This window comes from Flavobacterium sp. CG_9.1, assembly GCF_015751645.1.
GTDB lineage: Bacteria > Bacteroidota > Bacteroidia > Flavobacteriales > Flavobacteriaceae > Flavobacterium > Flavobacterium xanthum.
Genome location: NZ_JADOVC010000014.1, coordinates 1 through 24970 on the forward strand (window position 1 = coordinate 1; position 24970 = coordinate 24970).

The 24970-nt window shown below is 33.7% G+C and carries 26 protein-coding genes; 19 read left to right on the forward strand and 7 right to left on the reverse strand.

Annotated features, from left to right (window positions below; translation table 11 throughout):
* The first annotated feature begins 791 nt into the window (after nt 1-791).
* The 3 genes from blaOXA (at nt 792) to IWX83_RS09035 (ending at nt 2615) form a co-directional block, all read left to right on the forward strand.
* A complete protein-coding gene (gene blaOXA / locus IWX83_RS09025; protein WP_196829155.1) occupies nt 792-1613 on the forward strand; it encodes a class D beta-lactamase in 822 nt (273 codons plus the stop codon).
* Nucleotides 1614-1923: 310 nt separating this feature from the next.
* Entirely contained in the window at nt 1924-2271 is a 348-nt protein-coding gene (locus tag IWX83_RS09030; RefSeq protein WP_196829157.1) for a DoxX family protein, read from the forward strand.
* Nucleotides 2271-2615: a DoxX family protein gene (locus IWX83_RS09035; protein ID WP_073355382.1), complete on the forward strand. Its 345-nt coding sequence runs from the start codon at nt 2271-2273 to the stop codon at nt 2613-2615. The genes IWX83_RS09030 and IWX83_RS09035 overlap by 1 nt, the downstream gene beginning before the upstream one ends.
* A gap of 114 nt (nt 2616-2729) precedes the next feature.
* Here the strand turns inward: IWX83_RS09035 and IWX83_RS09040 are convergent, their stop codons facing one another.
* Nucleotides 2730-3449: a hypothetical protein gene (locus tag IWX83_RS09040; RefSeq protein WP_073355384.1), complete on the reverse strand. Its 720-nt coding sequence runs from the start codon at nt 3447-3449 to the stop codon at nt 2730-2732.
* A gap of 185 nt (nt 3450-3634) precedes the next feature.
* On the opposite strand from IWX83_RS09040, the gene IWX83_RS09045 reads away from it, so the two are divergent.
* Entirely contained in the window at nt 3635-4567 is a 933-nt protein-coding gene (locus IWX83_RS09045; protein ID WP_196829159.1) for an NAD-dependent epimerase/dehydratase family protein, read from the forward strand.
* Between the two features lie 248 nt (nt 4568-4815).
* Here IWX83_RS09045 and IWX83_RS09050 read toward each other — a convergent pair whose 3' ends face one another.
* Complete coding sequence (locus IWX83_RS09050) at nt 4816-5448, reverse strand: SDR family oxidoreductase (protein WP_196829161.1); 633 nt, start codon at nt 5446-5448, stop codon at nt 4816-4818.
* 206 nt (nt 5449-5654) lie between these two features.
* Between IWX83_RS09050 and IWX83_RS09055 the strand changes: the two genes are divergently transcribed.
* Nucleotides 5655-6542 carry a carbon-nitrogen hydrolase gene (locus tag IWX83_RS09055; RefSeq protein ID WP_073352980.1) on the forward strand — a complete coding sequence of 296 codons (888 nt, stop codon included), beginning with the start codon at nt 5655-5657 and terminating at the stop codon, nt 6540-6542.
* 79 nt (nt 6543-6621) lie between these two features.
* On the opposite strand, the gene IWX83_RS09060 is transcribed toward IWX83_RS09055, so the two are convergent.
* Nucleotides 6622-8148 (reverse strand): choice-of-anchor I family protein, encoded by a 1527-nt coding sequence (locus IWX83_RS09060; RefSeq protein ID WP_196829163.1) that lies wholly within the window; start codon nt 8146-8148, stop codon nt 6622-6624.
* 185 nt (nt 8149-8333) lie between these two features.
* Between IWX83_RS09060 and IWX83_RS09065 the strand changes: the two genes are divergently transcribed.
* Entirely contained in the window at nt 8334-9374 is a 1041-nt protein-coding gene (locus IWX83_RS09065; protein WP_196829165.1) for an agmatine/peptidylarginine deiminase, read from the forward strand.
* 81 nt (nt 9375-9455) lie between these two features.
* Here IWX83_RS09065 and IWX83_RS09070 read toward each other — a convergent pair whose 3' ends face one another.
* On the reverse strand, nt 9456-11726 hold the full coding sequence (locus IWX83_RS09070) for a M1 family metallopeptidase (RefSeq protein ID WP_196829167.1): 2271 nt from the start codon (nt 11724-11726) through the stop codon (nt 9456-9458).
* Nucleotides 11727-11896: 170 nt separating this feature from the next.
* Here IWX83_RS09070 and IWX83_RS09075 point away from each other — a divergent pair, with 170 nt between their 5' ends.
* From IWX83_RS09075 to IWX83_RS09085, 3 genes are all read left to right on the forward strand, one after another.
* Nucleotides 11897-12748, forward strand: a complete 852-nt coding sequence (locus tag IWX83_RS09075; protein WP_196829169.1) for an aldose 1-epimerase family protein — start codon at nt 11897-11899, stop codon at nt 12746-12748.
* 14 nt (nt 12749-12762) lie between these two features.
* A complete protein-coding gene (locus IWX83_RS09080) occupies nt 12763-13311 on the forward strand; it encodes a GNAT family N-acetyltransferase (protein WP_196829171.1) in 549 nt (182 codons plus the stop codon).
* Nucleotides 13312-13446: 135 nt separating this feature from the next.
* Nucleotides 13447-13998, forward strand: coding sequence for a DUF3575 domain-containing protein (locus IWX83_RS09085; protein ID WP_196829173.1), 552 nt, complete (start codon nt 13447-13449; stop codon nt 13996-13998).
* Here IWX83_RS09085 and IWX83_RS09090 read toward each other — a convergent pair.
* Complete coding sequence (locus tag IWX83_RS09090; protein ID WP_196829174.1) at nt 13995-14231, reverse strand: VF530 family DNA-binding protein; 237 nt, start codon at nt 14229-14231, stop codon at nt 13995-13997. The two genes, IWX83_RS09085 and IWX83_RS09090, sit on opposite strands and share 4 nt — an antisense overlap.
* A gap of 49 nt (nt 14232-14280) precedes the next feature.
* Here IWX83_RS09090 and IWX83_RS09095 point away from each other — a divergent pair, with 49 nt between their 5' ends.
* Nucleotides 14281-14766 (forward strand): phosphoglycerate mutase family protein, encoded by a 486-nt coding sequence (locus IWX83_RS09095; RefSeq protein WP_196829176.1) that lies wholly within the window; start codon nt 14281-14283, stop codon nt 14764-14766.
* A gap of 89 nt (nt 14767-14855) precedes the next feature.
* On the opposite strand, the gene IWX83_RS09100 is transcribed toward IWX83_RS09095, so the two are convergent.
* Nucleotides 14856-15539: an OmpW family protein gene (locus IWX83_RS09100; RefSeq protein ID WP_073352988.1), complete on the reverse strand. Its 684-nt coding sequence runs from the start codon at nt 15537-15539 to the stop codon at nt 14856-14858.
* Between the two features lie 145 nt (nt 15540-15684).
* Between IWX83_RS09100 and smpB the strand changes: the two genes are divergently transcribed.
* A complete protein-coding gene (gene smpB / locus IWX83_RS09105) occupies nt 15685-16137 on the forward strand; it encodes an SsrA-binding protein SmpB (protein WP_066076948.1) in 453 nt (150 codons plus the stop codon).
* An 80-nt stretch (nt 16138-16217) separates the two neighbouring features.
* A complete protein-coding gene (locus IWX83_RS09110) occupies nt 16218-17267 on the forward strand; it encodes a Fic family protein (protein WP_196829178.1) in 1050 nt (349 codons plus the stop codon).
* A 49-nt stretch (nt 17268-17316) separates the two neighbouring features.
* Here the strand turns inward: IWX83_RS09110 and IWX83_RS09115 are convergent, their stop codons facing one another.
* Nucleotides 17317-17958, reverse strand: coding sequence for a protein-L-isoaspartate(D-aspartate) O-methyltransferase (locus IWX83_RS09115; protein WP_073353052.1), 642 nt, complete (start codon nt 17956-17958; stop codon nt 17317-17319).
* A 155-nt stretch (nt 17959-18113) separates the two neighbouring features.
* Between IWX83_RS09115 and IWX83_RS09120 the strand changes: the two genes are divergently transcribed.
* The 7 genes from IWX83_RS09120 to IWX83_RS09150 all read left to right on the forward strand — a co-directional run bounded on the left by IWX83_RS09120 (nt 18114) and on the right by IWX83_RS09150 (nt 24875).
* Complete coding sequence (locus tag IWX83_RS09120; RefSeq protein ID WP_196829180.1) at nt 18114-19079, forward strand: Gfo/Idh/MocA family protein; 966 nt, start codon at nt 18114-18116, stop codon at nt 19077-19079.
* Nucleotides 19080-19082: 3 nt separating this feature from the next.
* Nucleotides 19083-19679: a hypothetical protein gene (locus IWX83_RS09125; protein WP_196829182.1), complete on the forward strand. Its 597-nt coding sequence runs from the start codon at nt 19083-19085 to the stop codon at nt 19677-19679.
* Between the two features lie 2 nt (nt 19680-19681).
* On the forward strand, nt 19682-20569 hold the full coding sequence (locus IWX83_RS09130) for a 3-hydroxyacyl-CoA dehydrogenase family protein (protein WP_196829184.1): 888 nt from the start codon (nt 19682-19684) through the stop codon (nt 20567-20569).
* Between the two features lie 76 nt (nt 20570-20645).
* Complete coding sequence (locus IWX83_RS09135) at nt 20646-21866, forward strand: DUF1015 domain-containing protein (RefSeq protein ID WP_196829186.1); 1221 nt, start codon at nt 20646-20648, stop codon at nt 21864-21866.
* A gap of 37 nt (nt 21867-21903) precedes the next feature.
* On the forward strand, nt 21904-22557 hold the full coding sequence (locus IWX83_RS09140) for a YggS family pyridoxal phosphate-dependent enzyme (protein WP_196829188.1): 654 nt from the start codon (nt 21904-21906) through the stop codon (nt 22555-22557).
* A 101-nt stretch (nt 22558-22658) separates the two neighbouring features.
* Nucleotides 22659-24020 (forward strand): exonuclease domain-containing protein, encoded by a 1362-nt coding sequence (locus tag IWX83_RS09145; RefSeq protein WP_196829190.1) that lies wholly within the window; start codon nt 22659-22661, stop codon nt 24018-24020.
* Nucleotides 24021-24044: 24 nt separating this feature from the next.
* Nucleotides 24045-24875 carry an ion transporter gene (locus tag IWX83_RS09150; RefSeq protein ID WP_091258230.1) on the forward strand — a complete coding sequence of 277 codons (831 nt, stop codon included), beginning with the start codon at nt 24045-24047 and terminating at the stop codon, nt 24873-24875.
* Nucleotides 24876-24970: the final 95 nt, after the last annotated feature.

The following is a 24970-nucleotide window of genomic DNA, read 5'->3' on the forward strand; positions in this document are numbered from 1 at the left end:
CGTCTGAAGAGTCCCATTAAATTATTTTATTTTTTGCAAAACAAAAATAAGGGATTCTCAGGCACTTTTAATTTCTGACTTTCGGATAGCAGTGAAATTAAATGAGTGAACCCACGTACAATCAAAAAAATTATTCTAATTACGGTATTTTTACAAGAGGATATGCATTTAATTGTGTGTCTGTAAAACTCAAACAAAAAATCAAACTACACACTATAAATTAAATATTGACAGCCAATTAATTATAGATAATATTGCTCTGTGTTTTTTGGAGCAGAAGGCTATTTTTGCAGAACAATACCGCTCCTGCTATTCACTCTATCTTTATGTCCTTAAAGAAAGGACATAAAGGATGCCGTTACTATCAGGTCTATCAATACCACCAAATTTTCATTAGAACAATTACCCATCCTCCGACCTAGAGCATTCACATTCAATAAGGAACAATTGCATCCGTATTTTAAAACCAAACCAGATTAACGCTCTGTTGCCCATTTCAATTACGCCTTACATTTAAGTGAGAACGCTACCTCCTAGCTAAATAGAATATTAAAAAAATAATAGATTTAAAACAACAAATTCAAACTACAAAGTATACCAAAACTCTTCATTAAATTAAAATTCATTTAATGATTTGTAAAGAATTATTTATATATTCGTTAAAGAATTTAGTCTGAAATTAAGCCGACTTTTACAAACATAATAAGGCAGATAAGTCTGATACTTTAGAGCTGTAAATAAGTTGTCTGTTATCTAAGAATAACAGACAACCGAAGGGAAAATAAATTAAAATGAGAAAGCTATTCGTCCTTTTTAATCTAATATTATTTGTAAACTTTAATGGAAATTGCCAAACTAAAAATTTAAAACCAAAAGAAATCGTAAAGTCCGAATTTGGAAATATTTTAGATAGTTTAAAAGTAAAAGGTTCCATTTTAATTTATGATGTAAAAAATAAAACGTATTATTCTAACGACTTTGAATGGTCAAAAACAGGAGTAATTCCAGCATCAACGTTCAAAATTCCAAATTCAATTATTGCTTTAGAATCTGGAATAATTAAAAACGATTCTACAATTTTTAAATGGAACGGAGATAAGCGTAGATTTAAAAAATGGGAAGAAGATTTGACTTTCAAAAAAGCATTTCAAGTTTCTTGCGTTCCTTGTTATCAAGAAATCGCAAGAAAGATAGGTGTAAAAAGAATGAAATCGTACTTGAAAAAATTAAGTTATGATGGAATGATTTTCGATACTTTAACAATTGATAATTTTTGGCTAGAAGGAAAATCGATATTTTCTCAGATGCAACAAATTGACTTTTTAGAAAGATTATATTTCTCACAATTACCGATTTCAAAAAGAACCGAAAATATAATGAGAGACATAATGCAGCTTGAGAAAACGGAAAATTATATTTTAAGCGGAAAAACCGGCTGGGGAATGAGAAATGGAATGAATAATGGCTGGTTAGTTGGGTATTTAGAAACGAATAATTCTGTTTATTTTTTCGCAACAAATGTGGAAAAGCAAGAAACAAACATGGAAGAATTTCCAATTATTCGCTTAAATTCGACCAAAGAAGCATTAAAAAAATTAAAACTAATTAAATAGCAAAGATGAATGGGCAACCGTCGTTTTGGTTTAAGTTGTGTCTCAAAAACATTACCTTTCCGAATCGTATTTTTCGTTTAACTTAATCTAGCGATTACCTAGAATAGACCATCTCAAAATGATCGAATTCCAGTACTAATTTATCCTAATTTTGTACCCATTACAATAGTTTGAAGCCAACATAAAATTATAAATTAATTTTGAAACCGAATTAAACAAGCTGTATATAAGTGAAGACCAGAACTCACTATAAAATAACGGGGCAACACCTGAAAAGCCAAAAGAGTAAGAAAATTTAAAAAAAACTAAAATGATAAATTTATCCGTGATTGCACAACTCATTGTCGCTATTTCTGTTATTATTGTATGGGTATTCCGCTTTGATAATATTGTAAAAGAATTTAAGCAATATGGGCTGAGTGATTTGACACGAACCCTTGTTGGAGCAACGAAAATAGCATTGGCAACTTTGCTTATTACAGGTATCTGGTATCCTTCGCTCGTGTTAATTCCAGCACTTTTAATGGCTTTCTTGATGTTGAGCGCGCAATATTTTCACTTTAAAGTAAATAATCCTTGGCAAAAGCGCATACCATCTTTGTTTCTGATGCTACTAAGTCTGTGTATTGCTGCCGTAACCCTTAATTTAATTGCCTAATGCGTTTACTAGTAGTTTTAATTCTTTTTTCGAGTCTCTCTTTCTTAGTCTATGGAATCGCTTATTTTACAAACCCAAAAATGAAAAGTGAATTTGTCCGCTTTGGATTGAGTAAATTTGGAACGCTTACTGCAGTTTTAGAGATTGTGGGAGCTTTAGGTTTACTAATTGGCTTACTATACGACTCTATTTTACTGCTCTCCGCCGGAGGTTTAGCTTTATTGATGTTTTTGGGAGTAATTGTAAGACTAAAAATTAAAGACGGTTTGTGGGCGTCATCTCCTGCTTTATTTTATTTTGGGCTAAACTTATATATCTTTATTGAAACACTAAAAATATTCTAGAATTAAGGTACGTAGTAGTTGGATAGGAACAACAATAATCAATAATACAAAAAAACCAGCCTGATATAGAATGGTTTTTTTGTACTTGCAAAAATTAATTACAAAAGTTCTTTTTTATAGTTCCGTAAAAATAGAGGCATCAAAATTTGATTTAACAATCACATTTTTTGGTCCTACATCTTCATTAGGTCTGTCAAAAGACAGTAAAATAGTACCCGTTTTTTGATAATTATTCCAAGGTTTTAAGAACTTTGGCTCCGTATCATTAAAGTTTTTATAGTAGGCCCATTGCGTAATTAAATGCTCTTTTTTATCTACATACAACCAGTATTTATTTTCAGGGGTTACACCAACTGCATTAAAGGTAAGTTGCAAAATATCTACCGTTTTACCATCTGGTAATTGATCAGTTTTTATATATTTTAGTTGTACTCCTGGATCTTGTAATTTCCAAGGCATCACCAACCAATACGAATCATTGATCCACCAGTTTTTAGCTTTTACTAGTAGCTCTTGGGTCTTGGCATCATCATTCACAAGTACTCCATTCTCATAGGCCTTGCCTTTTAAAGTGTTTATGTTTACTAAAACCACTTGCTTTGCTGCTGGGTTCTCAATGCGAACATCTCCAGTCCATTTGTCCCAAAATATTTTTCTGTTCACAAAATCCCATTGAATGAAATGGGTCGCATTGTAGTTTTTGATACCGCCCATGGCCGTAAGCATTTCTTGCACAATTAAATTTGCCTTTTCATCCTTTGTCTGAGCAAATACGGCAGTACTGCTAAAAAGGACTGTAATAATAAGTACAGCTGCTTTATAAATAGTTTTCATAATCCTGTATTTAAATGATTCTAAGAAACAAAAATAGTCACTTTCATTCCTCTTTTGAATTGAATTCCCATTATTTAAACTTATCACTTCATTATATGTAGTTATTGCTGCTGCTTTTTTTGAAATATTCCCTAACTATTATTCTTATCTTAGCATGCAAACAAGACACAAGAAATAAATATATAATGCAAACAATACTAGGAGCAAACGGGATAATAGGAGAAGGATTGGCCCGTGAGCTGCGGAAAAATTATACGCCTCACATTAAACTAGTGGGCCGCAATCCCCAAAAAGTAGATCCAAATGATGAACTTTTTAGAGCAGACCTAATGGATTCAGAAAGTGTTGTAAAAGCGCTAGAAAATACTGATATAGCTTACCTAACCGTGGGGTTGCCGTACGATTCCCAAATTTGGCTTCGAGATTGGGTTATTGTAATGCAAAATGTAATCAACGCCTGTAGAAAGAATCATTGCAAACTTGTCTATTTTGACAACACCTATGCCTATCCGCAAGACAGCAAAATCCAAACGGAAAATACTCCTTTAACCTCAAATGGAGAAAAAGGAAAGGGAAAGAAACTAGCAGCTGAACTGCTTTTAAAAGCTATTGCAAACAAGGAAATTGAAGCCGTAATTTGTAGAGCTCCGGAGTTTTATGGTCCCGGTATAACCAAAGGACTGACCAACAGTTTAATTTTCGAAAATCTAAAAAAAGGCAAAGAGCCCAAAGTATTCTTAAAAGATAATGTCTTACGTACTCTTATCTTTACTCCAGATGCCAGTAAAGCCATGGCCCTAATTGGTAATACGGCTGCTGCTTTTGGGGAAACCTGGCACTTGCCCTGCGACGACAATAGGTTAACCTACAAGCAATTTATCGCCGAAATAGAACATCAATTAGGACGACAAGTAAAATACAAAGTGTTGCCTTGGCTCGTCTTAAAAATTGGTTCATTTTTTGACAAAAACCTTAAAGAAACACAGGAATTACTTCCTCGTTATGCGATTGATAACATCTTTGAGTCTTCAAAATTTAAAACTACATTTCCCGATTTTAAAGTAACCACTTACGCGGAAGGAATTAAAATAATCATCTACGACTATAAGATAAAGTAGCGCTTTTTCTGATTTGATTCCTTAAATTTAGTCTCCTTCTCTTTTAAATAAATTTGTCATAACCATTTGATACACTACTTATTCTTGATTCAGCATTTCTCTAAATCCAAGACTTCTACTAAAAAAGAAGAAAAAGCTAGGAATAAAAAATAAGCTGACAAAGCAACTGTTATACACTAAATACTTATCCTAATTGAATGACCACTTATAACTATAAAGGTATAAGTATTTAATCAAGACTCGATAATCTAACTCACTTTCTCAAGTGCTTTGCCTATCAAAGTTTCTCCTTTAATAATTTCAAAAGTAGCCTTACTAGCTATGGTATCATCTAATGTTTGTACCAAAGTTTGCGCCACATCTTCCCGACTAATTTCGCTATGTTTATTTAACTTTCCTTCCAGCTCAATGGTAGTTAAAGCAGCTTCATTAGTTAGAGAACCAGGTCTGACAATACTAAAATCTAAACCACTTGTTTTTAAATATTCATCGGCGTTGTGCTTTGCTTTTAAATATTCTTGCAATTGAGTCGCTTCCTCCGGTTTGTCAGCTCCCATCGAACTCAACATTACAAACTTCTTAATGTTTGCTTTTTTGGAGGCATCAATTAGTTTTTTTGCTCCTTCTTGATCTACTCCAAGAACATTTTTCCCGGCAGAGCCAGCAGCGAAAACTACTTTATCAATCGGTCGATTAAAAACAGAAGAAAGATCACCTTCTAAGTCACCCAAAACAGTTTCAATGTTTTGAGCTTTAAAATAAGCTTGTTGCTCTTCTTTTCTAACCATGGCTATGGGGTGAAAATTGTTGGATTCATTTAAAATAGCCACTATTTTTTTTCCTGTGGTGCCATTTGCACCTGCTACTAATATATTTTCCATACCTAAAAGTAAGCAAACCATGCAGTTTACCCAAACCTAATTTACTGTTTAACTTTAGATTAGTACTTATTAACATTCTTTTTAGAAAGGTAAAACTTGAAATTAGCATCGTAAAATAACAACTACCTATTTTTCAATTCATTTTCAATTTTACCATTTTCTACTCTTTATAAAATTCACTATTTTTGCAGTCTAAAAATTAAAGTATGCCAAACAAAAAATATAAGATTGCAGTTATTCAATTGAACCTTAACGATGTTGCCGAAAACAACTTAAAAAAGTGTATTAGTTGGGTTCGTGATGCTGCGAGTCAAGGTGCTGAAGTAATCTCTTTACCGGAATTGTACAGCAGTCATTATTTTTGTCAAAGTGAAGATGTAGATAATTTTGCTTTGGCAGAACCACTTTATAGTACTTCTTTTATTGCTTTTAGCGCTTTGGCAAAAGAATTAGGAGTTGTAATCATTGTTCCTTTCTTTGAAAAAAGAATGGCCGGAATCTACCATAACAGTGCTTACATCATCGATACAGACGGTTCAGAAGCAGGTTTGTATCGCAAAATGCACATTCCAGATGACCCTCACTTTTATGAAAAATTCTATTTCACGCCGGGTGATTTAGGGTTCAAAACAATTCCAACTAAAAAAGGAAAAGTAGGAACTTTAATTTGTTGGGATCAATGGTATCCGGAAGCCGCTCGTTTGACGGCTTTGCAAGGGGCTGAAGTGTTGTTTTACCCAACAGCAATTGGATGGCATCCACAAGAAAAAGAGCAATATGGTGAAAACCAACATGGCGCTTGGATGAGTGTTATGAAAGGTCACGCCGTTGCAAATGGTGTTTATGTTGCTGCAGCAAACAGAATTGGTTTAGAGCAATACTTGCCTGATACGGCGGGAATTCAGTTTTGGGGATCTTCGTTTATTGCGGGACCACAAGGCGAAATTTTGGCACAAGCCTCACACGATAAAGAAGAAATCCTAATTGCCGAAGTTGATTTAGACTTACAAGAAAATGTGCGTCAAAACTGGCCTTTCTTTAGAGATAGAAGAATAGACGCTTTTGGCGATATTACTAAAAGAGCGATTGACTGACGTACCTTTCGACAATAAAAAAATCCCTGCTTAGAAAAAATTCTTAGCAGGGATTTTTATTTAAAGTAAACTTCTAAATCTAATTCAAATCCGGTTGAAATATTTTAACGACACCATCGCCTTCACTACTTACCACCACTAAACTTCTTTTGGTTGGACTTTTTGAGGCTGGAATAAAAAGCAATCCTTCTGGAGCATCACCAGTTTTGAAAATTTGCAAAAATTTTGGAGCAGCGGGATTAGATACATCATACACTACAACAGCATCTACTCGTTCCAAACCTACAAAAAGAATGGTTTTATCACCCATTTTAGTCACCACAACGGATTCTGGCTCTACTGATTTATCATCACTTCGATTGTCATCATAAATACCTAATTCCTGTGCTTTTTTGTCTAATTCATTTTTACTATCGAATACTAATTCTCCGGTATTTCCATTCCAAATCGAGAAAGAACGGGCTCCAAAAGAAACTAATTCGTCAAAATCACCATCGCCGTCTGTATCACCCATTTTGGTATTGATATTCAACCTTCCCATACTTGCTTCCGCTTTTAAAGCCGCCGCATTAGGAAATGCAATTGGATCAAGAACAACTGACGAACTGCTGATTCTTTTTACATCTACAAAAGCTGAATATTCTCTGGCATCTCCTTCATTTGCAGTAACAAAATAAGGGGTTTTATTGACTTCAAAATTAGTTATAGCATCTGGTTGAAACATTCCTTTTGCTTTCCAATTATTAGCAAAAACGCCACCATCTTTATCGCTGATATCGATAGCATTCTCAGCAAGATTATAGTCTTTATAACCTAATGGAAAAATATTCGTGATCGTTTTGGTTGTCAAATCAATTTTAGCCACGCCGTTATTTTCCTGTAAAGTTACCCAAGCCGTTTTAGAATCAGCAGAAATCGTGATGTGTTCCGGTTCAATATCAGACGCAAAATTATTCGTTGGACTTGCAATTCTGAATCCTTTTGTTTTCAATGTACTCAATTGACTGCTTAAACTTGCGAAATTTAAAGTCGTCACCGCATAATTACTGTTCACTGCAATAATAGAAACAGAACCGTCCGGATCTATCGAATAGGTATCATTTGGTTCTCCTTCATTAGCAGTCATGATATAATTTCCGTCAGGAGAGAAAGTAATCATATCCGGTAAAGCACCAACCGTAATTTCTTTAATGACACTGTAATTAGCCGTATCAAAAACGACTACTTTTCCAGCATCTTGCTTATTTGGTTTTGCCTCTAAAGCTACTGCTAACTTTCCATTATACGTTGCCACGCTATTTGAAGCTCCATTAAATGGGGTTAAATCGATACTTGTTAGAAAAACCGGACTGGATGGATTCGATAAATCGATAACATCAATCCTATTTGTATTGCTATTGTTTACCGTAAATAATTTTTTAGAAACCTCGTCGTATGCGCTAATTTCAGCAGCTCCAGCGCCACCAATCGTTATGGAACCAATTTCTTTAAAAGTGGCAGCATTTTCATTAACAACCAACTCAGGAGATTCCTCTTTACTAGAGTCATTTTCGCAACTTGACAATACCAAAATTGCCGCTAATAGTGTAATACCGTATTTTTTCATAAGTATATTTTTAAATTTATTCAAAAATAACTAGCTGAAGCCCGACAAGAATTAACTAAATATTATATAATCATTACCAAAACTATTCTTATAAATTTATCAAATGTCTGAAATGAATGGTTGCGAACTATTTTAAAATCCTATTGAATGTTTATATTTGCAGTCTTTAAAATTAGATACGCTGTATGACGACAAATAACAGAAGATTCCCTGCAGAATGGGAAAAGCAACAAGGAATTTTACTTTGTTTCCCTCATAACGGAAAAGACTGGCCCGGAAAATACGAAGCTGTGCAGTGGGCTTTTGTGGAATTTATCAAAAAAGTGGCTACTTATGAAACCGTTTTCTTAGTAGTTGCCGATGAAATTCAAAAAGAAAAAGTCAATATCATGCTGGAAACGGCTCATGTTACGCTTCCAAATATTTCCTACATCATTCATAAAACCAATAGAAGTTGGATGCGTGATTCGGGTCCGATAATCGTTAAAAACGGAACCGAAAGAGAGGCACTAAACTTTAATTTTAATGGTTGGGCGAAATATAAAAACATTCAATTAGACAAATTCGTTCCTGCAAAAGTGGGCAAATTCTTGAATATTCCTGTGACTCAAGTCATGTACAAAGGAAAACCGGTAATTGTAGAAGGTGGTGCAATTGATACTAACGGAAGAGGTACTTTATTGACTTCAGAAGAATGTTTGATGCATCCTGATATTCAGGTTCGGAATCCAAATTTTAACAAGGCAGACTACGAAGCGGTTTTCAAGAAATACCTTGGAATTACCAATGTGATTTGGTTAGGCGACGGTATTGAAGGGGATGATACGCACGGTCACATTGATGATTTATGCCGCTTTGTAAATGACGATACAATTGTAACGATTGTCGAAATGGATCCAACGGATAGTAACTACAAACCGTTGCAAGACAATTTAAAACGCTTACAAAACGCCAAACTGGAAAATGGCAAATCGCCTATAATTGTAGCTTTACCAATGCCAAAACGTTTGGAATTTGATGGCTTACGATTGCCCGCTAGTTATGCTAATTTCTTAATTTTAAATCACTGTGTTTTGATTCCTACTTTTAACGACCGTAATGACAGAGTCGCTTTAAACATCCTTTCAGAATGTTTTCCGGATAGAGAAGTCATCGGCATTAGTGCTACGGATTTTATTTGGGGATTTGGAACATTACATTGTTTGAGTCAACAAATTCCAGCGTAATTTTAGACTACCAAATAGAATAAAAAAAAGACTTGAAGAACAATTACTTCAAGTCTTTTTTATTTCTATTAAATAAAAACACTATTTATCTTTAGTAAATGGTATTTTTTGTCCATCAGGGGTCAACATTTCAAATCCATTTAAGCTATCATTAAATTCAAATTTAAGTCCTGCCAATTTAGATTCAAAAGTATTTTTCCCAATGGGTTCGACTGAAAAGCTTGGATAATTAGTTATCAAAACATTTAGCACGCCATTTTTCTCTGAAAAAGTAATTTTCAAAGGAGCCATTTTAGTGGAGTAAACCCCTAAATAACCATCCAAAATTATGTCTTTTTCAATCAAACCTTTAACTGAAGTCCAAATGTTATTGGTTGTATTGCTGTCTGGTAAAACATGATCTGGATCTAGCGTAATACTTTCTATTTCTTCGGTCGAATTATGTTTAAAAGACCATGCCTTGTTTTTTTGCCAAACTTCAACTGGTAATGTAACACGAGTTAGTTTTCCGCTTTTTGTTTTTACGTCTAAACTTACTGGCATTGCCATTTTTTCGAAGTTTTCAATTGATATAACAACGCCTAATTTTGGATCATTTTTTACATATTTAATTGAATTTATTCCTTGATCTAATCGCCAGTTGTATTGGAACCAACCTCTCCAAAACCAACTCAAATCTTCGCCAGCTACATTTTCAATTGTTCTAAAGAAATCATCTGGTTGTGGGTGTTTGTAAGCCCAACGCTCAATATACGTTTTCAAAGCCAAGTCAAACCGCTCTTTACCAAGAACTTGCTCTCGTAAAATAACTAATCCGGAGCTAGGTTTAGAATAGGCCAAAAGACCAATATTAGCTTCTTTCATATTATCTGGAGAACTCATTATGGTCTCAAGATTAGGACTAGTGTACATTTCTGCTCTTTGATGCAAATCTGCCTTCGCTTCTTTGTATTCACCATTGTTAAAATCAGCTGAACTTAATGAATTAATAAAAGTATTAAAACCTTCGTCCATCCACGCAAACAATCTTTCATTGGAACCCACAATCATAGGAAACCAAATGTGTCCAAACTCATGATCTGTAACACCCCATAAATCAGCACCTTTAGACTCCCAACTGCAAAAAACAATACCTGGATATTCCATTCCACCTTCATTACCCGCAACATTTGTAGCTGCTGGATAGGGATATTCAAACCATCTTTTAGAATAGTTTTCAATCGATGCTTTTGTATATTCTGTGGAACGTCCCCACGCGTCATTTCCAGCACTTTCAACTGGATAAACGGAAATAGCTACTGATTTTTTTCCACTTGGTAAATTGATTTTTGCAGCATCTAAAATAAACGAGGCAGACGAAGACCAAGAAAAATCACGTGAATTTTTAATTTTATAATTCCAAGTTTTAGTAGTTTTAGCAGCAGTTTTAGATAAACTTGCCACTTCTTCAGCGGTACGAATAAAAACTGTTTTGTCACTTTGTTTGGCTTGAGCTAATCTACTTTGTTCCACCGTTGAATAAACAGCAGTAGGATTTAGTAATTCTCCAGAAGCAACCACAATATGATTAGAAGGCGCAGTAATGCTCACATCAAAATCACCGTATTCCAGGTAAAATTCAGCAGCTCCTAGATACGGATTTGTATTCCAACCTCTTACATCATCATAGACACACATGCGAGGATACCATTGTGCTATAGTAAATATTTTGCCGTTTTTAGTTTCTAAAACTCCCATTCGGTCAGAACCTTCAAAGGGCGCTATAAATGAAAAGTCGATTTTAATTTTTACGGAACCGCCTTTTGCATTTAATCCTTGTGGAAGAAAAACCTGCATTCTGGTATCAGTGATTACGTACTTTGATTCTGTTTCGGTTGCTTTTCCTTTCAAGGTAGTAATTACTTTTACCGATTTTATTTTATGCCCACCTTCAAAAATTTGGCCTTGAGCCCCATTTCTACTTCCAGTCATAGGAACTATAGCACTTCCGCGGGAATCTGCTTTGAATAAATTTTGGTCTAAGTTCATCCAAACAAAAGCCATTTTATCCGGACTGTTGTTCGTATAGGTAATGATTCCCGTTCCAGTAATCTCGTTGTTTTTTTCATCCAACTTAGCCGTTAATTTATAATCCGCACTATTTTGCCAATATTCAGCGCCTGGCTGACCACTTGCAGAACGCGTAGTTGTTCCATTTTTGGAGTAAAAAAACGGGGCAAAAGCATCATGATAATCGTACTTAGAATTGGCAGTACCAGATGCATTTCCAGGAGTTTGTTGTGCCGATAAAGAGCTAACTCCCAATAAGAATAAAGTTAAGTGGAGTACGACTCCGACGCGGATATTTTTCATTTTCTTGTAATTTATATCACAAATTAATGAAAAAAAAGAGAATTTTAAACTATTAAACCAAATTCATTCTGCTTTGAGACGTAAAATCATGGATTAAGCCAACAAGAATTAAAAATTATAAAATACATTTACACCAGAAACTTATTTTTAAATTAAACTGGAACAAAATTTTGACAACGACAATCCAAAACGCGACTCTTTCTGCTGAAATTAAACACTTTGGTGCTGAATTAATTTCGCTCAAAACGAATCAGAATAAAGAATATATTTGGGAAGGAAACCCTAAATTTTGGGGTAAGCATGCACCTATTTTATTTCCAATTGTAGGGACGTTAAAAAACAATTCTTTTCAATACGAAGGAACTGATTATTCCTTATCCAGACACGGATTCGCAAGAGATATGGCATTCGAATTAATCCATTCGACCGAGAACAGTGCTACTTTCACTCTACAATCTTCTGCTGACACCTTAAAAGTCTATCCTTTTGAATTTGAATTGCAAATTAGTTACACTTTAGAAGAAAACAACTTAACTATTGCATACCATGTGCGTAACAAGGGAAAATCTAAAATGCCATTTGCTATTGGAGCGCATCCCGCTTTTGCCTTACCAAATGAATTTGAAAATTATGCGATTGCTTTCGAAAAAGAAGAAGATTTGGAGTATTATATTTTAGAAAATGACTTGGTTTCAAATAAAACAGAAAGACTAAAAGTTGATGATAAAAAAATTCCACTAACTTATGATTTATTTAAAAATGATGCTTTGATTTTCAAAACACTAAATTCCAAATCATTGACTATTTCAGAAAATGAAAATCCGGTATTGAAAGTACATTTTGAAGGTTTCCCGAGTTTAGGAATTTGGACAAAGATGAATGCACCTTTCATTTGTATCGAACCCTGGTTTGGCTATTCTGACACTACCGAAAGTACCGGCGATTTGTTCGAAAAAGAATGCATTCAAATTTTAGAATCAAACGGCGAATTCCAATCAAAGTATAGCATTGAATTACTTTAATTAAAAAAATTAATATGTTAACAATCTCTTTCACCCCATTTCCAAATTTAGAAACCGAACGTTTGCTTTTAAGAAGAGTCGTTCCTACCGATGTAAAGGAAATTTTCGCATTGCGATCTAATCCGGAAACGATGAAATACATTCCAAGACCTTTATTAAAAACCGATGAAGATACCTTAGAACATGTTGCCATGATTGACAGTAAAATAGACACTAATGAGGGAATCAATTGGGCGATTGCATTGAAAGACAATCCAAAACTAATTGGAATAATTGGTCACTATAGAATAAAACCGGAGCATTTTCGCGCCGAAATTGGTTACATGCTACTTCCTGAATATCATGGAAAAGGAATCATTTCTGAAGCGGTAAAAGAAGCGATACGTTATGGTTTTCAAGTGATGAAATTGCATTCCATCGAAGCTGTTATTGATCCTGAAAATCAAGCTTCAGCAAAGGTTTTAGAGAAAAATGGGTTTGTTAAAGAAGCTCATTTTAAAGAAAATGAATATTATGATGGCCGTTTTTGGGATAGTGTAGTTTATTCTCTGGTAGATACGTAGCATTCGAATTAGTGAGTACTGGAAAAGATACCTATTAAATTAATTTCAACAAAAAATAAACTATACAATTAATATTTATCTTTGCTTCGCTTAGTCCCCTACGCAATTAGTTCCAATAGATATAAAATTCTCTTCATGAAAAAATTATTCGTAGCCTCTTTTCTATTTTTCTCCGTATTATCACAAAGCCAAACTTACGTAAAAGTTAATGCTGTTTCAACTTTATTGACGGTTCCAAATGTTGGTATTGAAACTAGTATTGGAAAAAAATCGACTTTTCAATTTGACATTACAGCCTCTTTTTGGAAATCAATAAATGGCAAGCCAGCACAATTTTATATTTTTATACCTGAATACCGCTACCATTTCAGAGAAAAATATAATGGTTTTTATGTTGGAGCACATGTTGGAGGCACCTTGTACAATTTTCAAAAATGGAATTATCTTAATACAGACAACTATGAAAAAGGAGTTGGATACATGGTTGGTGCTACTGTAGGATATCAAAAAAAGATTAAAGAACGCTTTCTACTTGATTTTTTTATCGGCGGTGGTAACCATCAAGGATTTTATAAAGGATACCTTATTTCCACGAACGAGCGTGTGGATAGTGCCAAAAAATACAATAAAAGTGGTGAATGGTTGCCTTACCGCGGTGGCGTTATGATTTCATATCAATTAGACTAGGCTTTATTTTCAAATTTAGGCAAGGATTGAACGTATAAGTCTTCCACTTGTTTTCTAGCCCAATCCGTTTTTCGTAGAAAATTCAAACTAGATTTGACACTTGAATTATCCGTAAAACACTTTACTTTTATGAGCTCTCCCAGCGTATCAAATCCATAGTGATCTACTAATTGTTCTACTATTTTTTGAAGTGTAATTCCGTGAAGCGGATCTTTTGATTTTAATTTTTCCATTTTGCAAATATATAAAAACAGCAATTACTAATTTTTTAAATTCATTCTAATGAAAAAATTTCTCTTACTTTTTACATTTTTATTTTTAAATATCAGTTTTGGACAAAAAATAACAACAACCTACTACTTTATACGCCATGCTGAAAAAGTAGATAGTTCTAAAAATCCAGATTTATCACCAAAAGGTATGGAAAGAGCCGAACATTGGAACAAAATATTCGCAGAAGTAGATTTTGATTTAGTATATACTACTGATTTTAAAAGAACGGTTCAAACGGCAAGTCCAACTGCTACAGCTAAAAAGAATACCGTCAAAATTTATGATCCTAAAAACATAGCAATTGAATCCTTCAAAAAGGAAACGTTAGGAAAAAAGGTTTTGATTGTTGGCCATAGTAATACCATACCAAATTTTGTAAATCAAATGATTAATCGAAAAACATACGAAGACATTGGCGATTCAACGTTTGGGAATCTTTATATTGTGACACTAATAGGAGATGATATAAGTCACCAATTATTGAAATTAGAATAAGCTGAGTCAAAGCATAAAATAAAACTATAAAAAAGTCACTATCAAATAATAGTGACTTTTTTTGCTTTAATAAAATTAGAAATAAAATCTTAGAACTTCATTCCAATACCCATTCCCATGATTAGTGGATTAATTGTTACAGCAGCAGGCATCGCTAGTCCAGTTGCTAGATTAGAAGCATCCACAGTAACATCTGTTTTTAAAAATAATTTTTTAACATCAGCATTAATAAAAAAGGTTTCATTTAGCATCAAATCAAAACCTACTTGGAAAGCATAGCCGAAATTATTTTCATAGCTTACTTTTTTAACTGTATTTCCATCTTCTACATTATAGAAAATAGTGTAATTGACCCCAGCTCCCACATAAGGTTTAAATACCTTTTCAGCCAAGGGATAAAAGTGATACTGCGCCGTTAAAGTTGGCGGCAATAACCAAACACTTCCTAAATCTATATTGGCATTATTGGGTCCACCAATGGCTGAAATATCAGAACCAACGGTATGAACCTCATGCTTAGTCGTTGCTAAAATTAACTCCGTTGCAAAATGTTTAGTAAAAAAATAAGTAAAGTCTAATTCTGGAACAAATGTATTTGAAATTGCAACATCACCTCCTATAACACCAATTTTGGCACTCTCGTAAGGGATCACAGCAATTCCTCTGATGCGAGCCTGCCACTTTTTGAAATCAGGAGTTTTGTTTTCTTCTTTTGTTTGTGCATTTAATGTCAAAAAGGACACTGCCATAAAGGCTAAGATAATTTTTTTCATTTTAACTTTGGTTTAAATTGTTGAACAAATGTATGCTGTAGAATTTCGTTTTTTACTGATATAAATCATAGTTTGAAGAATATTTATACTTATTTTACCAAGTAATACTGTATAAATTTTCAATTTTATTATACCTTTGTCTCCTATGCTAAAAACAATAAATATATTCAATAAAAGAGCGAAATTCGACTATGAAATAATCGAAACGTTTACTGCAGGAATCGTTTTGGCTGGCACCGAAATCAAATCCATTCGATTAGGTAAAGCGAACATCACCGAAAGTTTTTGCGAATTTAGCAATAACGAACTTTTTGCAATCAATACGTATATTGAAGAATATACCTTTGGGAATCAATTCAACCATAAAGCTAGAAGCGAGCGTAAATTACTTTTGAATAAGAAAGAATTAAAAGGTTTATTAAAGAGCGTGCAAGCCAAAGGATTAACAATAGTCCCTTTGAAATTGTTCACCAATGAAAAAGGAATGGCTAAACTACAAATTGGCCTATGCAAAGGAAAGAAAACCTATGACAAACGGGAATCTCTTAAAGAACAAGACACCAAACGCGACCTTGACAGAATAAAAAAATCGTTTTAAACTAAAATAAAATTGAAAAGAATATTTTTTAACTTTAAAAAATGACTAAATTTGTCAAGACAATTTAAAACATTTTTAAAATGAAAACACTACTCAAAAATGCAAGAGAACAAAAGGGACTCAAAACTAGAGAAGTGGCACAACTTTTAGGAATTGATCAAGCCTTAGTGAGTAAATTTGAAGGTGGTACTCGCAAACCCACCAGAGAGCAAGTTATAAAATTAGCGTCTTTACTAGAAATAGATTTAGAAACCATCATGGTCGCCTGGCTTAAAGAAAAAATTCTTTATGAAATTGGGCAGGATGAGTTTGCTTTAAAAGCATTATTGGTTGCGGAGCAAGAAATTAGAAATCAAAGTAAATCTTCAAAGAAAAAAATATCTAGTACACTTCAAAAAATTTTAGATGAAATAGACATTCTCAAGATTAAACTGGATGGGTTTCGTCAGTTTGATAGTTACCGCATTGCACAAGCTTTGGAGCTAGAATATACTTTTGAAAGTAACCGTATCGAAGGAAATACCATGACGTTGCGTGAAACTGATTTGGTTATCAATGAAGGTCTAACTATTTCCGGGAAAAGTATGCGGGAACATCTTGAAGTAATAAATCATCAAGAAGCAATTGCCTACATTAAAGATTTAATGCAAAGAAACAGTTCCATAAATGAACGAGAAGTATTGTCTATTCATAATCTTATTTTAAGAGGAATTCAACCTGAAGATGCGGGTCGTTATAGAAAAGTTCAAGTAATGATTCAAGGAAGCAGCCACATGCCTCCACAACCTTTTTTAGTCGCTAAGGAAATGGAAGATTTTTTTATTTGGTACGAAACCAATAAATCAAGTCTTCATCCAATTGTTTTGGCTGCTGAAATGCACGAACGCTTGGTTACTATTCATCCATTTATTGATGGAAACGGTAGAACTTCGCGCTTAGTTATGAACTTAATTTTATTACAAAATGGCTACATTATCGCTAATATAAAAGGGGATTATGAAAGTAGAATGAAATATTATCAAACACTTGAAACAGCCCAAACTAAAAACAACAAAGAGGATTTTTTGCTGTTCATTGCACAGATAGAAAAAGAAAGCCTAGAACGGTATCTGCTTATAATTGGTCAATAAAAATTCATCTTCAGCTCCTTTTTCCATGGAAAGGGTTGGGGATGATATTTTAGTTTTTATCTTCTAATAATGGGACAAATCGAAACTCCCCAAATTCATGTTTCTCAAATTGAGTTTCGTTTTTCCTGATTAACAAAGTCATAATTTGTACCTCTTCGCCTAGCGGAATAACAAGCCTACCTCCTATTTTTAATTGTGACATCAAGGGTTGAGGAATAAACGGAGCACCCGCTGTGACAATTATACTGTCAAAGGGCGCGTAGCTTGGTAATCCCTTGTAACCATCTCCAAAAGAGAGGTATTTGGGTCGGATGTTCAGTTTTGGAAATAATAAAGAGGTGGATTTAAACAATTCATTTTGTCGTTCTACACTAAATACTTTTGCTCCCATCATACAAAGTACCGCCGTTTGATAACCTGAACCCGTTCCTATTTCTAATATTTTATGTTCTTTTTTTACTTCTAATAATTGAGATTGAAAGGCAACAGTGTAAGGTTGCGAAATTGTTTGCCCAGCTCCAATAGGAAATGCTGTATCTTGATAGGCATAAGCGCCAAAACTAGAATCCAAAAATAAGTGCCTAGGCACTTTTTTTATCGCATCCAAAACACTTTTATCAGTAATTCCTTTTTGTTCTAAAACGCTTACTAATTGATTTCGAAGTCCTTGATGTTTGGCTGTATCTTTCAAAATTTGATATTTAATTTTGACAAAAATAGAGGGAAAAATGCCAAAAACCAAATCCCACATTTTAAATCGATTTATTATTTTTCTGACTGGAATTTGGGATTTTAAAAATTGAATTTTAACCATTTTATTGCTATTTTTGTATAAATTAAATCATTATGCTGAAAATTGGAGTATTAGGTGCTGGTCATCTAGGAAAAATACATTTGCGTTTATTACAACAATCTGAAAAGTATGAATTAGTTGGTTTTTACGATCCAAACCAAGAAAATGCTGAGAAGGTTTCTAAAGAATTTGGTTACAAACATTTTAGTACAATCGCTACGCTTATTCATGCTGTCGATGTAATTGATATCGTTACGCCTACCCTTTCCCATTATAAATGTGCCAAAGTTGCTATCAAATCTGGCAAACATGTTTTCATAGAAAAACCAATTTCAAATACCGTTGAAGAAGCCGAAGAAATTATAGCTCTGGCAAATGAATATAAGGTCAAAGGTCAGGTTGGTCATGTAGAACGTTTTAATCCTGCATTCATCGCGACCAAAAACATGATTGAAAACCCTATGTTTATAGAAGCCCATCGTCTTGCTGAATTCAATCCTCGTGGAACTGATGTTCCCGTAGTTTTGGATTTGATGATTCATGATATTGATGCAATTCTAAGTGTGGTCCAATCAAAAGTTAAAAATATTAGTGCAAGCGGTGTTTCTGTCATCAGTGACACTCCTGATATTGCTAATGCAAGAATAGAATTCGAAAATGGTTGTGTTGCTAATTTAACGGCAAGCCGAATTTCGATGAAAAACATGCGTAAATCTCGTTTTTTCCAAAAAGACGCGTATATCTCTGTTGATTTCTTAGAAAAGAAATGTGAAGTGGTCAAAATGAAAGATGCTCCGGAAGTTCCTGGTGATTTTGATATGATTTTACAAAACGCGGAAGGCGTAAAAAAACAAATCTATTTCTCCAATCCAGATGTAGAACAAAATAATGCGATTCTGGATGAACTGGAATCATTTGCGGATGCTATAAATACTAATTCAACTCCTACTGTGACATTAGAACAAGCTACTGAAGCGCTTCGTGTTGCTTATCACATTATTGATTGTTTTAAAAAGTAATTAATGGAAAACAAATTAGAAATTAAATATAGAAATCAAAAACAATCATTTGAGATTTTAGACGAAGAAATTAGAGTAGATTTAAATACTGCAAAACATAAATTAAAATACAATATTCCATTAGAAGATATAAAAAGCACTTATTTTACTTCAAAAACAAAACAAAACGGTTTTACTTTAATTGCTTATTTTTCAATAATTTTAAATTTTGTTTTTGCGATTTACATATCGTCTGAATTTTTAAAACTTACTCAAAATATACTTCTAAGTATTTTTTTTTCAACTTCATTTGCTGTTGTACTTGTATTAAAAACATTATTTGAAGATTACAATGAAAAGCATATTGATTCATCAAAACTTTTTTATTTTATTTACACTAAAAAAAATGCCTCACAAGTTGATGCTTTCATCGAATTAGTTTACCAAAAACAAATCAAATTTTTCAGAAAAAAATATTTTTTGATTGATCCTGTTCTACCTTATAATGTTCAATATGAGAGATATATTTGGCTTTACAGTAATAAATATATCAATGAAAATGAATACGAAGTAATAAAAGAAGATTTAGATAAATACTTCAATTTTAATCCAATACTATAATTATGAAAACAATAGCCGTAATCGGAGCAGGAACAATGGGTAATGGAATCGCCCATACATTTGCACAAGGTGGTTTCACCGTAAAATTAATCGATGTTTCAGAGAAATCTTTGGATAAAGGAATGGCAACTATCGCCGCTAATTTAGACCGAATGATTGCAAAAGGCAGCATCACCCAAGAAGACAAAGCTAAAACGATTACTAATATTATAACCTACACGGATATCAAAGATGGAGTTGTAGGTGTTGATTTAGTGATAGAAGCAGCTACTGAAAATGTGGACCTAAAACTAAATATTTTCAAGCAATTGAACGAAGCTTGTTCTCATAATACGATTTTAGCGACCAATACTTCTTCGATTTCAATTACGCAAATTGGAGCCGTTGTTTCGCATCCGGAACGCGTGATTGGTATGCATTTTATGAATCCGGTGCCTATTATGAAATTGGTGGAAATCATTCGTGGTTATAATACTTCTGACGAAGTGACGAAAATCATCATGGAACTTTCCGAGAAATTGGGAAAAACTCCTGTTGAAGTAAACGATTATCCTGGTTTTGTTGCCAATAGAATTTTGATGCCAATGATCAACGAAGCTATCGAAACTTTATACAACAAAGTGGCCGGCGTTTATGAAATTGATACGGTTATGAAACTTGGAATGGGACACCCAATGGGGCCTTTGCAATTGGCTGATTTTATTGGTCTAGATGTTTGTTTAGCCATTTTAAATGTAATGTACGACGGTTTCAAAAATCCAAAATATGCACCTTGTCCATTACTTGTAAATATGGTTCGAGCCGGAAAAATGGGTGTGAAATCTGGTGAAGGTTTCTACGATTATTCTGAAAGCAAAAAAGCAGAGAAAATTTCTAAACAATTTATATAAAAGTCACAGTTTTCGCTCGCAGTTTTCAGGTTTACGATCAGCTGAAAACTGCGACTGTGACTAAAAACTAAATCAGATGGCCAAAATAGTTCCTTTCAAAGCAGTTCGTCCCACTCGTGATAAAGTTTGCCTTGTTACCTGTCGCTCTTACGAAGAATATGTAAATGCTGAATTAGCGGCGCAATTGGACTTCAATCCATTGTCTTTTTTACATATTCTGAAACCCGCTTATACGAATCAGGAAACCGTTTCTTTTGAAAAACGATACCGTCAAGTTCATCAAAAATATGAGGATTTCAAAAATGAAATTATTTTAGTAAAAGACAAAAAGCCAGCTATATACATTCATAAAATTGTAACCAAGACGCAATCTTTTACCGGAATTATCGTTGGTACGAGTGTAGCTGACTACTGCAATAATATCATTAAAAAACATGAAGATATTATTGCATTTAGGGTCCGATTACTCAAAGATTACATGAAATATTCTGAGTTTAATACGGAACCGGTTTTGATGACTTATCCCGATAATAAAACCATAGAAAACTGGATATTTAACTGTATCCAAAAGTTAGCCGATTTTGAATTTTCGACTACAAAAAAAGAGATTCACTACCTGTGGAAAATTGAAGATGCCTTGGAAATAAATTGGCTTCAGAATATTTTCGAAAAAACGCAAAGCCTTTACATCGCTGACGGTCATCATCGAACTGAAGCGCTTAAATTATTATCCGAAGAAAATGATAATCCACAAAATACGGCTAAAAATCATATCCTTAGTTATTTAATTTCTGAAAACAACATTAAAATATACGAATTCAATCGTTTGGTAAAGGATTTGAACGGATTCACTAAAGAAGCCTTTTTACAAGAACTGCAAAAGGATTTTATTATAGAAAATAAATTCCAACAAGCATTTCAACCTTCCCGAAAACATGAATTCGGAATGTATTTAGACCATTCGTTTTATAGCTTAAATTTGCGAAATGAAAACGAAATTTTCAGCACTGCTTTGGATAGCTTAGACACACAAATTTTGTACAAAAAAGTGTTATTACCTATTTTAGCCATTGAAGATTTACGCAATGATGAACGAATAGAATACCTTTCAGGAAAACAATCCATACTAGAATTACAAAATAAAATTGATCAAGAGGAATTTGAAATTGGTTTTATTCTATTTCCATCAAATATTGAAGAAATAAAAGCGTTGGCTGACGCTGATCTCATCATGCCGCCTAAAAGTACGTATATTGAACCTAAATTCAGAAGCGGATTAGTTGTGTATGAACTTTAGGTCAAATTAAAAGTTTAAGAATCAAAAAAATTAAAAAATGTCAATAGCCCAAAATTTACTTTCTATACAATCCGCTTTACCAGCGCAAGTAACCTTAGTAGCCGTTTCTAAAACCAAACCCATTGCAGCTCTTATGGAAGCCTATGATGCAGGCCAACGTATTTTTGGAGAAAATAAAATTCAGGAAATGGCAGAAAAATGGGAAGCAATGCCCAAAGACATTCAATGGCACATGATTGGGCACGTACAAACCAATAAAGTCAAATTTATGGCGCCATTTGTGAGCTTGATTCATGGAGTAGATAGTTTAAAGTTAGTACAGGAAATCAATAAACAAGCCGTAAAAGCGAATAGAGTTATCGATTGCTTATTACAAATACACATTGCGGAAGAAGAAACTAAATTTGGTCTTGACGAGCAAGAACTTACTTCACTACTATCATCAAGTGCATTTCAAGAAATGAGGAACATACGTATTGTTGGTTTAATGGGAATGGCAACCTTTACTGACAATAAAGACCAAATAAAAAAAGAATTAACCCATTTGAAATCGATTTTTGATTCATTTGCAGCTCGCAATTCACAATTTACAATTCTTTCCATGGGAATGTCGGGAGATTACCAACTCGCAATCGAATGTGGAAGCACAATGGTTCGAATAGGAAGTAGTATCTTTGGAGAAAGAAATTGATTTTCAATTTTTGCTCAACGATTTTTGACCCGAGCGATAGCGAACTGGCGAAGCATTTCAGACACTTCATAATTTGTAAGATTAAACATTAAATAAAAAATTTGTACGCAATATTAGACATAGAAACTACCGGAGGACAATTCAATGAAGAAGGAATTACTGAAATCGCTATCTATAAATTTGATGGTCATGAGGTGGTCGATCAATTCATCAGTTTGGTAAATCCTGAAATCCCTATTCAACCGTTTGTTGTCAAACTTACTGGTATCAATAATGCCATGTTGCGCTCGGCTCCCAAGTTTTTTGAAGTCGCTAAACGCATTATCGAAATGACAGCTGATTGTGTTATCGTGGCTCATAATGCGTCCTTTGATTACAGAATCCTAAGAACTGAATTTCGCCGTTTAGGTTACGATTTTGAATCCCAAACACTTTGCACGGTCGAATTATCGAAAAAACTATTACCGGAGCAACCTTCCCACAGTCTAGGAAAACTTGTGCGTGCCCTTGGTATCCCAATGGCAGACCGTCACAGAGCCAGTGGTGATGCTTTAGCAACGGTTAAATTATTTAAAATTCTGCTAGAAAAAGATTTGGAAAAAGAAATCGTAAAAGATTTTATTAAACTGGAAATCCAAAAAGGTATTGCACCAAAATTATTAGATATTGTTTCTAAATTACCAGCTAAAACTGGAGTGTATTACATTCATAATGAAAAAGGAAATCTAATTTACATTGGCAAAAGCCGAAATATAAAAAAACGAATCAACCAGCATTTTACAGGAATAACTACTAAATGCAAAAAAATTCAAGCCGAAGTTTTCACCGTGACCTATGATGAAACTGGAAGTGAGCTTGTCGCTTTATTGAAAGAAAGCGAAGAAATAAAAATCAATAAACCCATATACAATAGAGCTCAACGAAAAAGTATTTTCCAGCTGGCTTTGTATGCTGAAAAAGATGAAAAAGGATACATCAACTTAAAACTACAAAAAGCTGACGGTCGTAAAAAAGAAATTACCTCTTTCACTTCCATTCAAGAAGGAAAAAATGCTTTGTTTAGAATCACCTCTCACTATAATTTATGCCAAAAATTAACAGGATTGTATAGCACTAAAACGAACTGTTTTCAATACAGCATAAAAGAATGTGACGGAGCATGCTTAGGCGCTATCTCTCCAAAAGAATACAATACAAGAGTTCAAGAATTTATCGAAAAAAATAGTTTCGAAAATCAAAATATGGTGTTGATTGATAAAGGAAGATCGATCAGCGAAAGATCAGCAGTATTGATAGAAAATGGCATATATAAAGGTTATGCTTTTTATGATTTGAACTACCAAATACACAATATTGAAATCTTGAGAAACATTATTATTCCAATGCAAAACAACCGTGATACCAAAAGCATTATTCAGGGGCATATTAGAAAAAATAAAACGTTAAAAACAATACGATTCTAAACGCATGTTAATCCCTATTTAAGTATGCAAAGAATAAAGTCAAAATTTGACACCTTCAGACAAAAAACAAATATTGTAATTTACGGGACAAATACTGCTTCAGGTCGTTTATTTGATCTGGTACTTTTAGGTGTGATACTAGTAAGTGTAGTAATTGTTATGCTCGAAACCGTAAAAGGTTTCGACACAAAATACCATCAAGAACTCCTTGTTTTAGAATGGATTATCACCATTTTCTTCACCCTGGAGTACCTTCTTCGCATTATTTCCATAAATAAACCGTTAAAATATATTTTTAGTTTTTATGGAGTTATTGATTTGATTGCAACTTTACCCATGTATTTATCGCTGTTTTTTGTAGGAACCAGTGTCTTAACTATATTTCGTGCTTTTAGACTTTTGCGGCTATTTAAGATCCTTAAACACCCTCAATTTTCTAGCCAATCCATTCATTTAAGGGAGGCTTTAAATGCTAGCAAAGGTAAAATTCTTATTTTCATCTACTTCATGCTAATTAGTAGCATCATAATAGGATCAATCATGTATGTAGTCGAAGGAAAAGAAGGTGGCTTCACTAGCATTCCTATCAGTATTTATTGGACTATAGTAACGCTAACAACGGTTGGCTATGGTGACATTTCACCCATTACACCGCTAGGACAAGCCATTGCCTCCCTAGTGATGATCATGGGATATGGCATAATCGCAGTTCCTACTGGCATCGTTTCTGCTGAATTTGCAAATACTAATCGTAAAAAAGCATTAGCCCAAAGGGTTAATCCCTGTTCAAGTTGTGGAACCGAAGGCCATGAATCTAATGCAAAATACTGTTTTCATTGTGGAACAGAACTATAATTTATTAATTTGAAGCCAATCCAACTGTACTCTGCAACTCCTCGTTATTCCAGTTGTTTTTCTATAGTTTAAAAGGAGCTTCTTCCAGTCGCTCT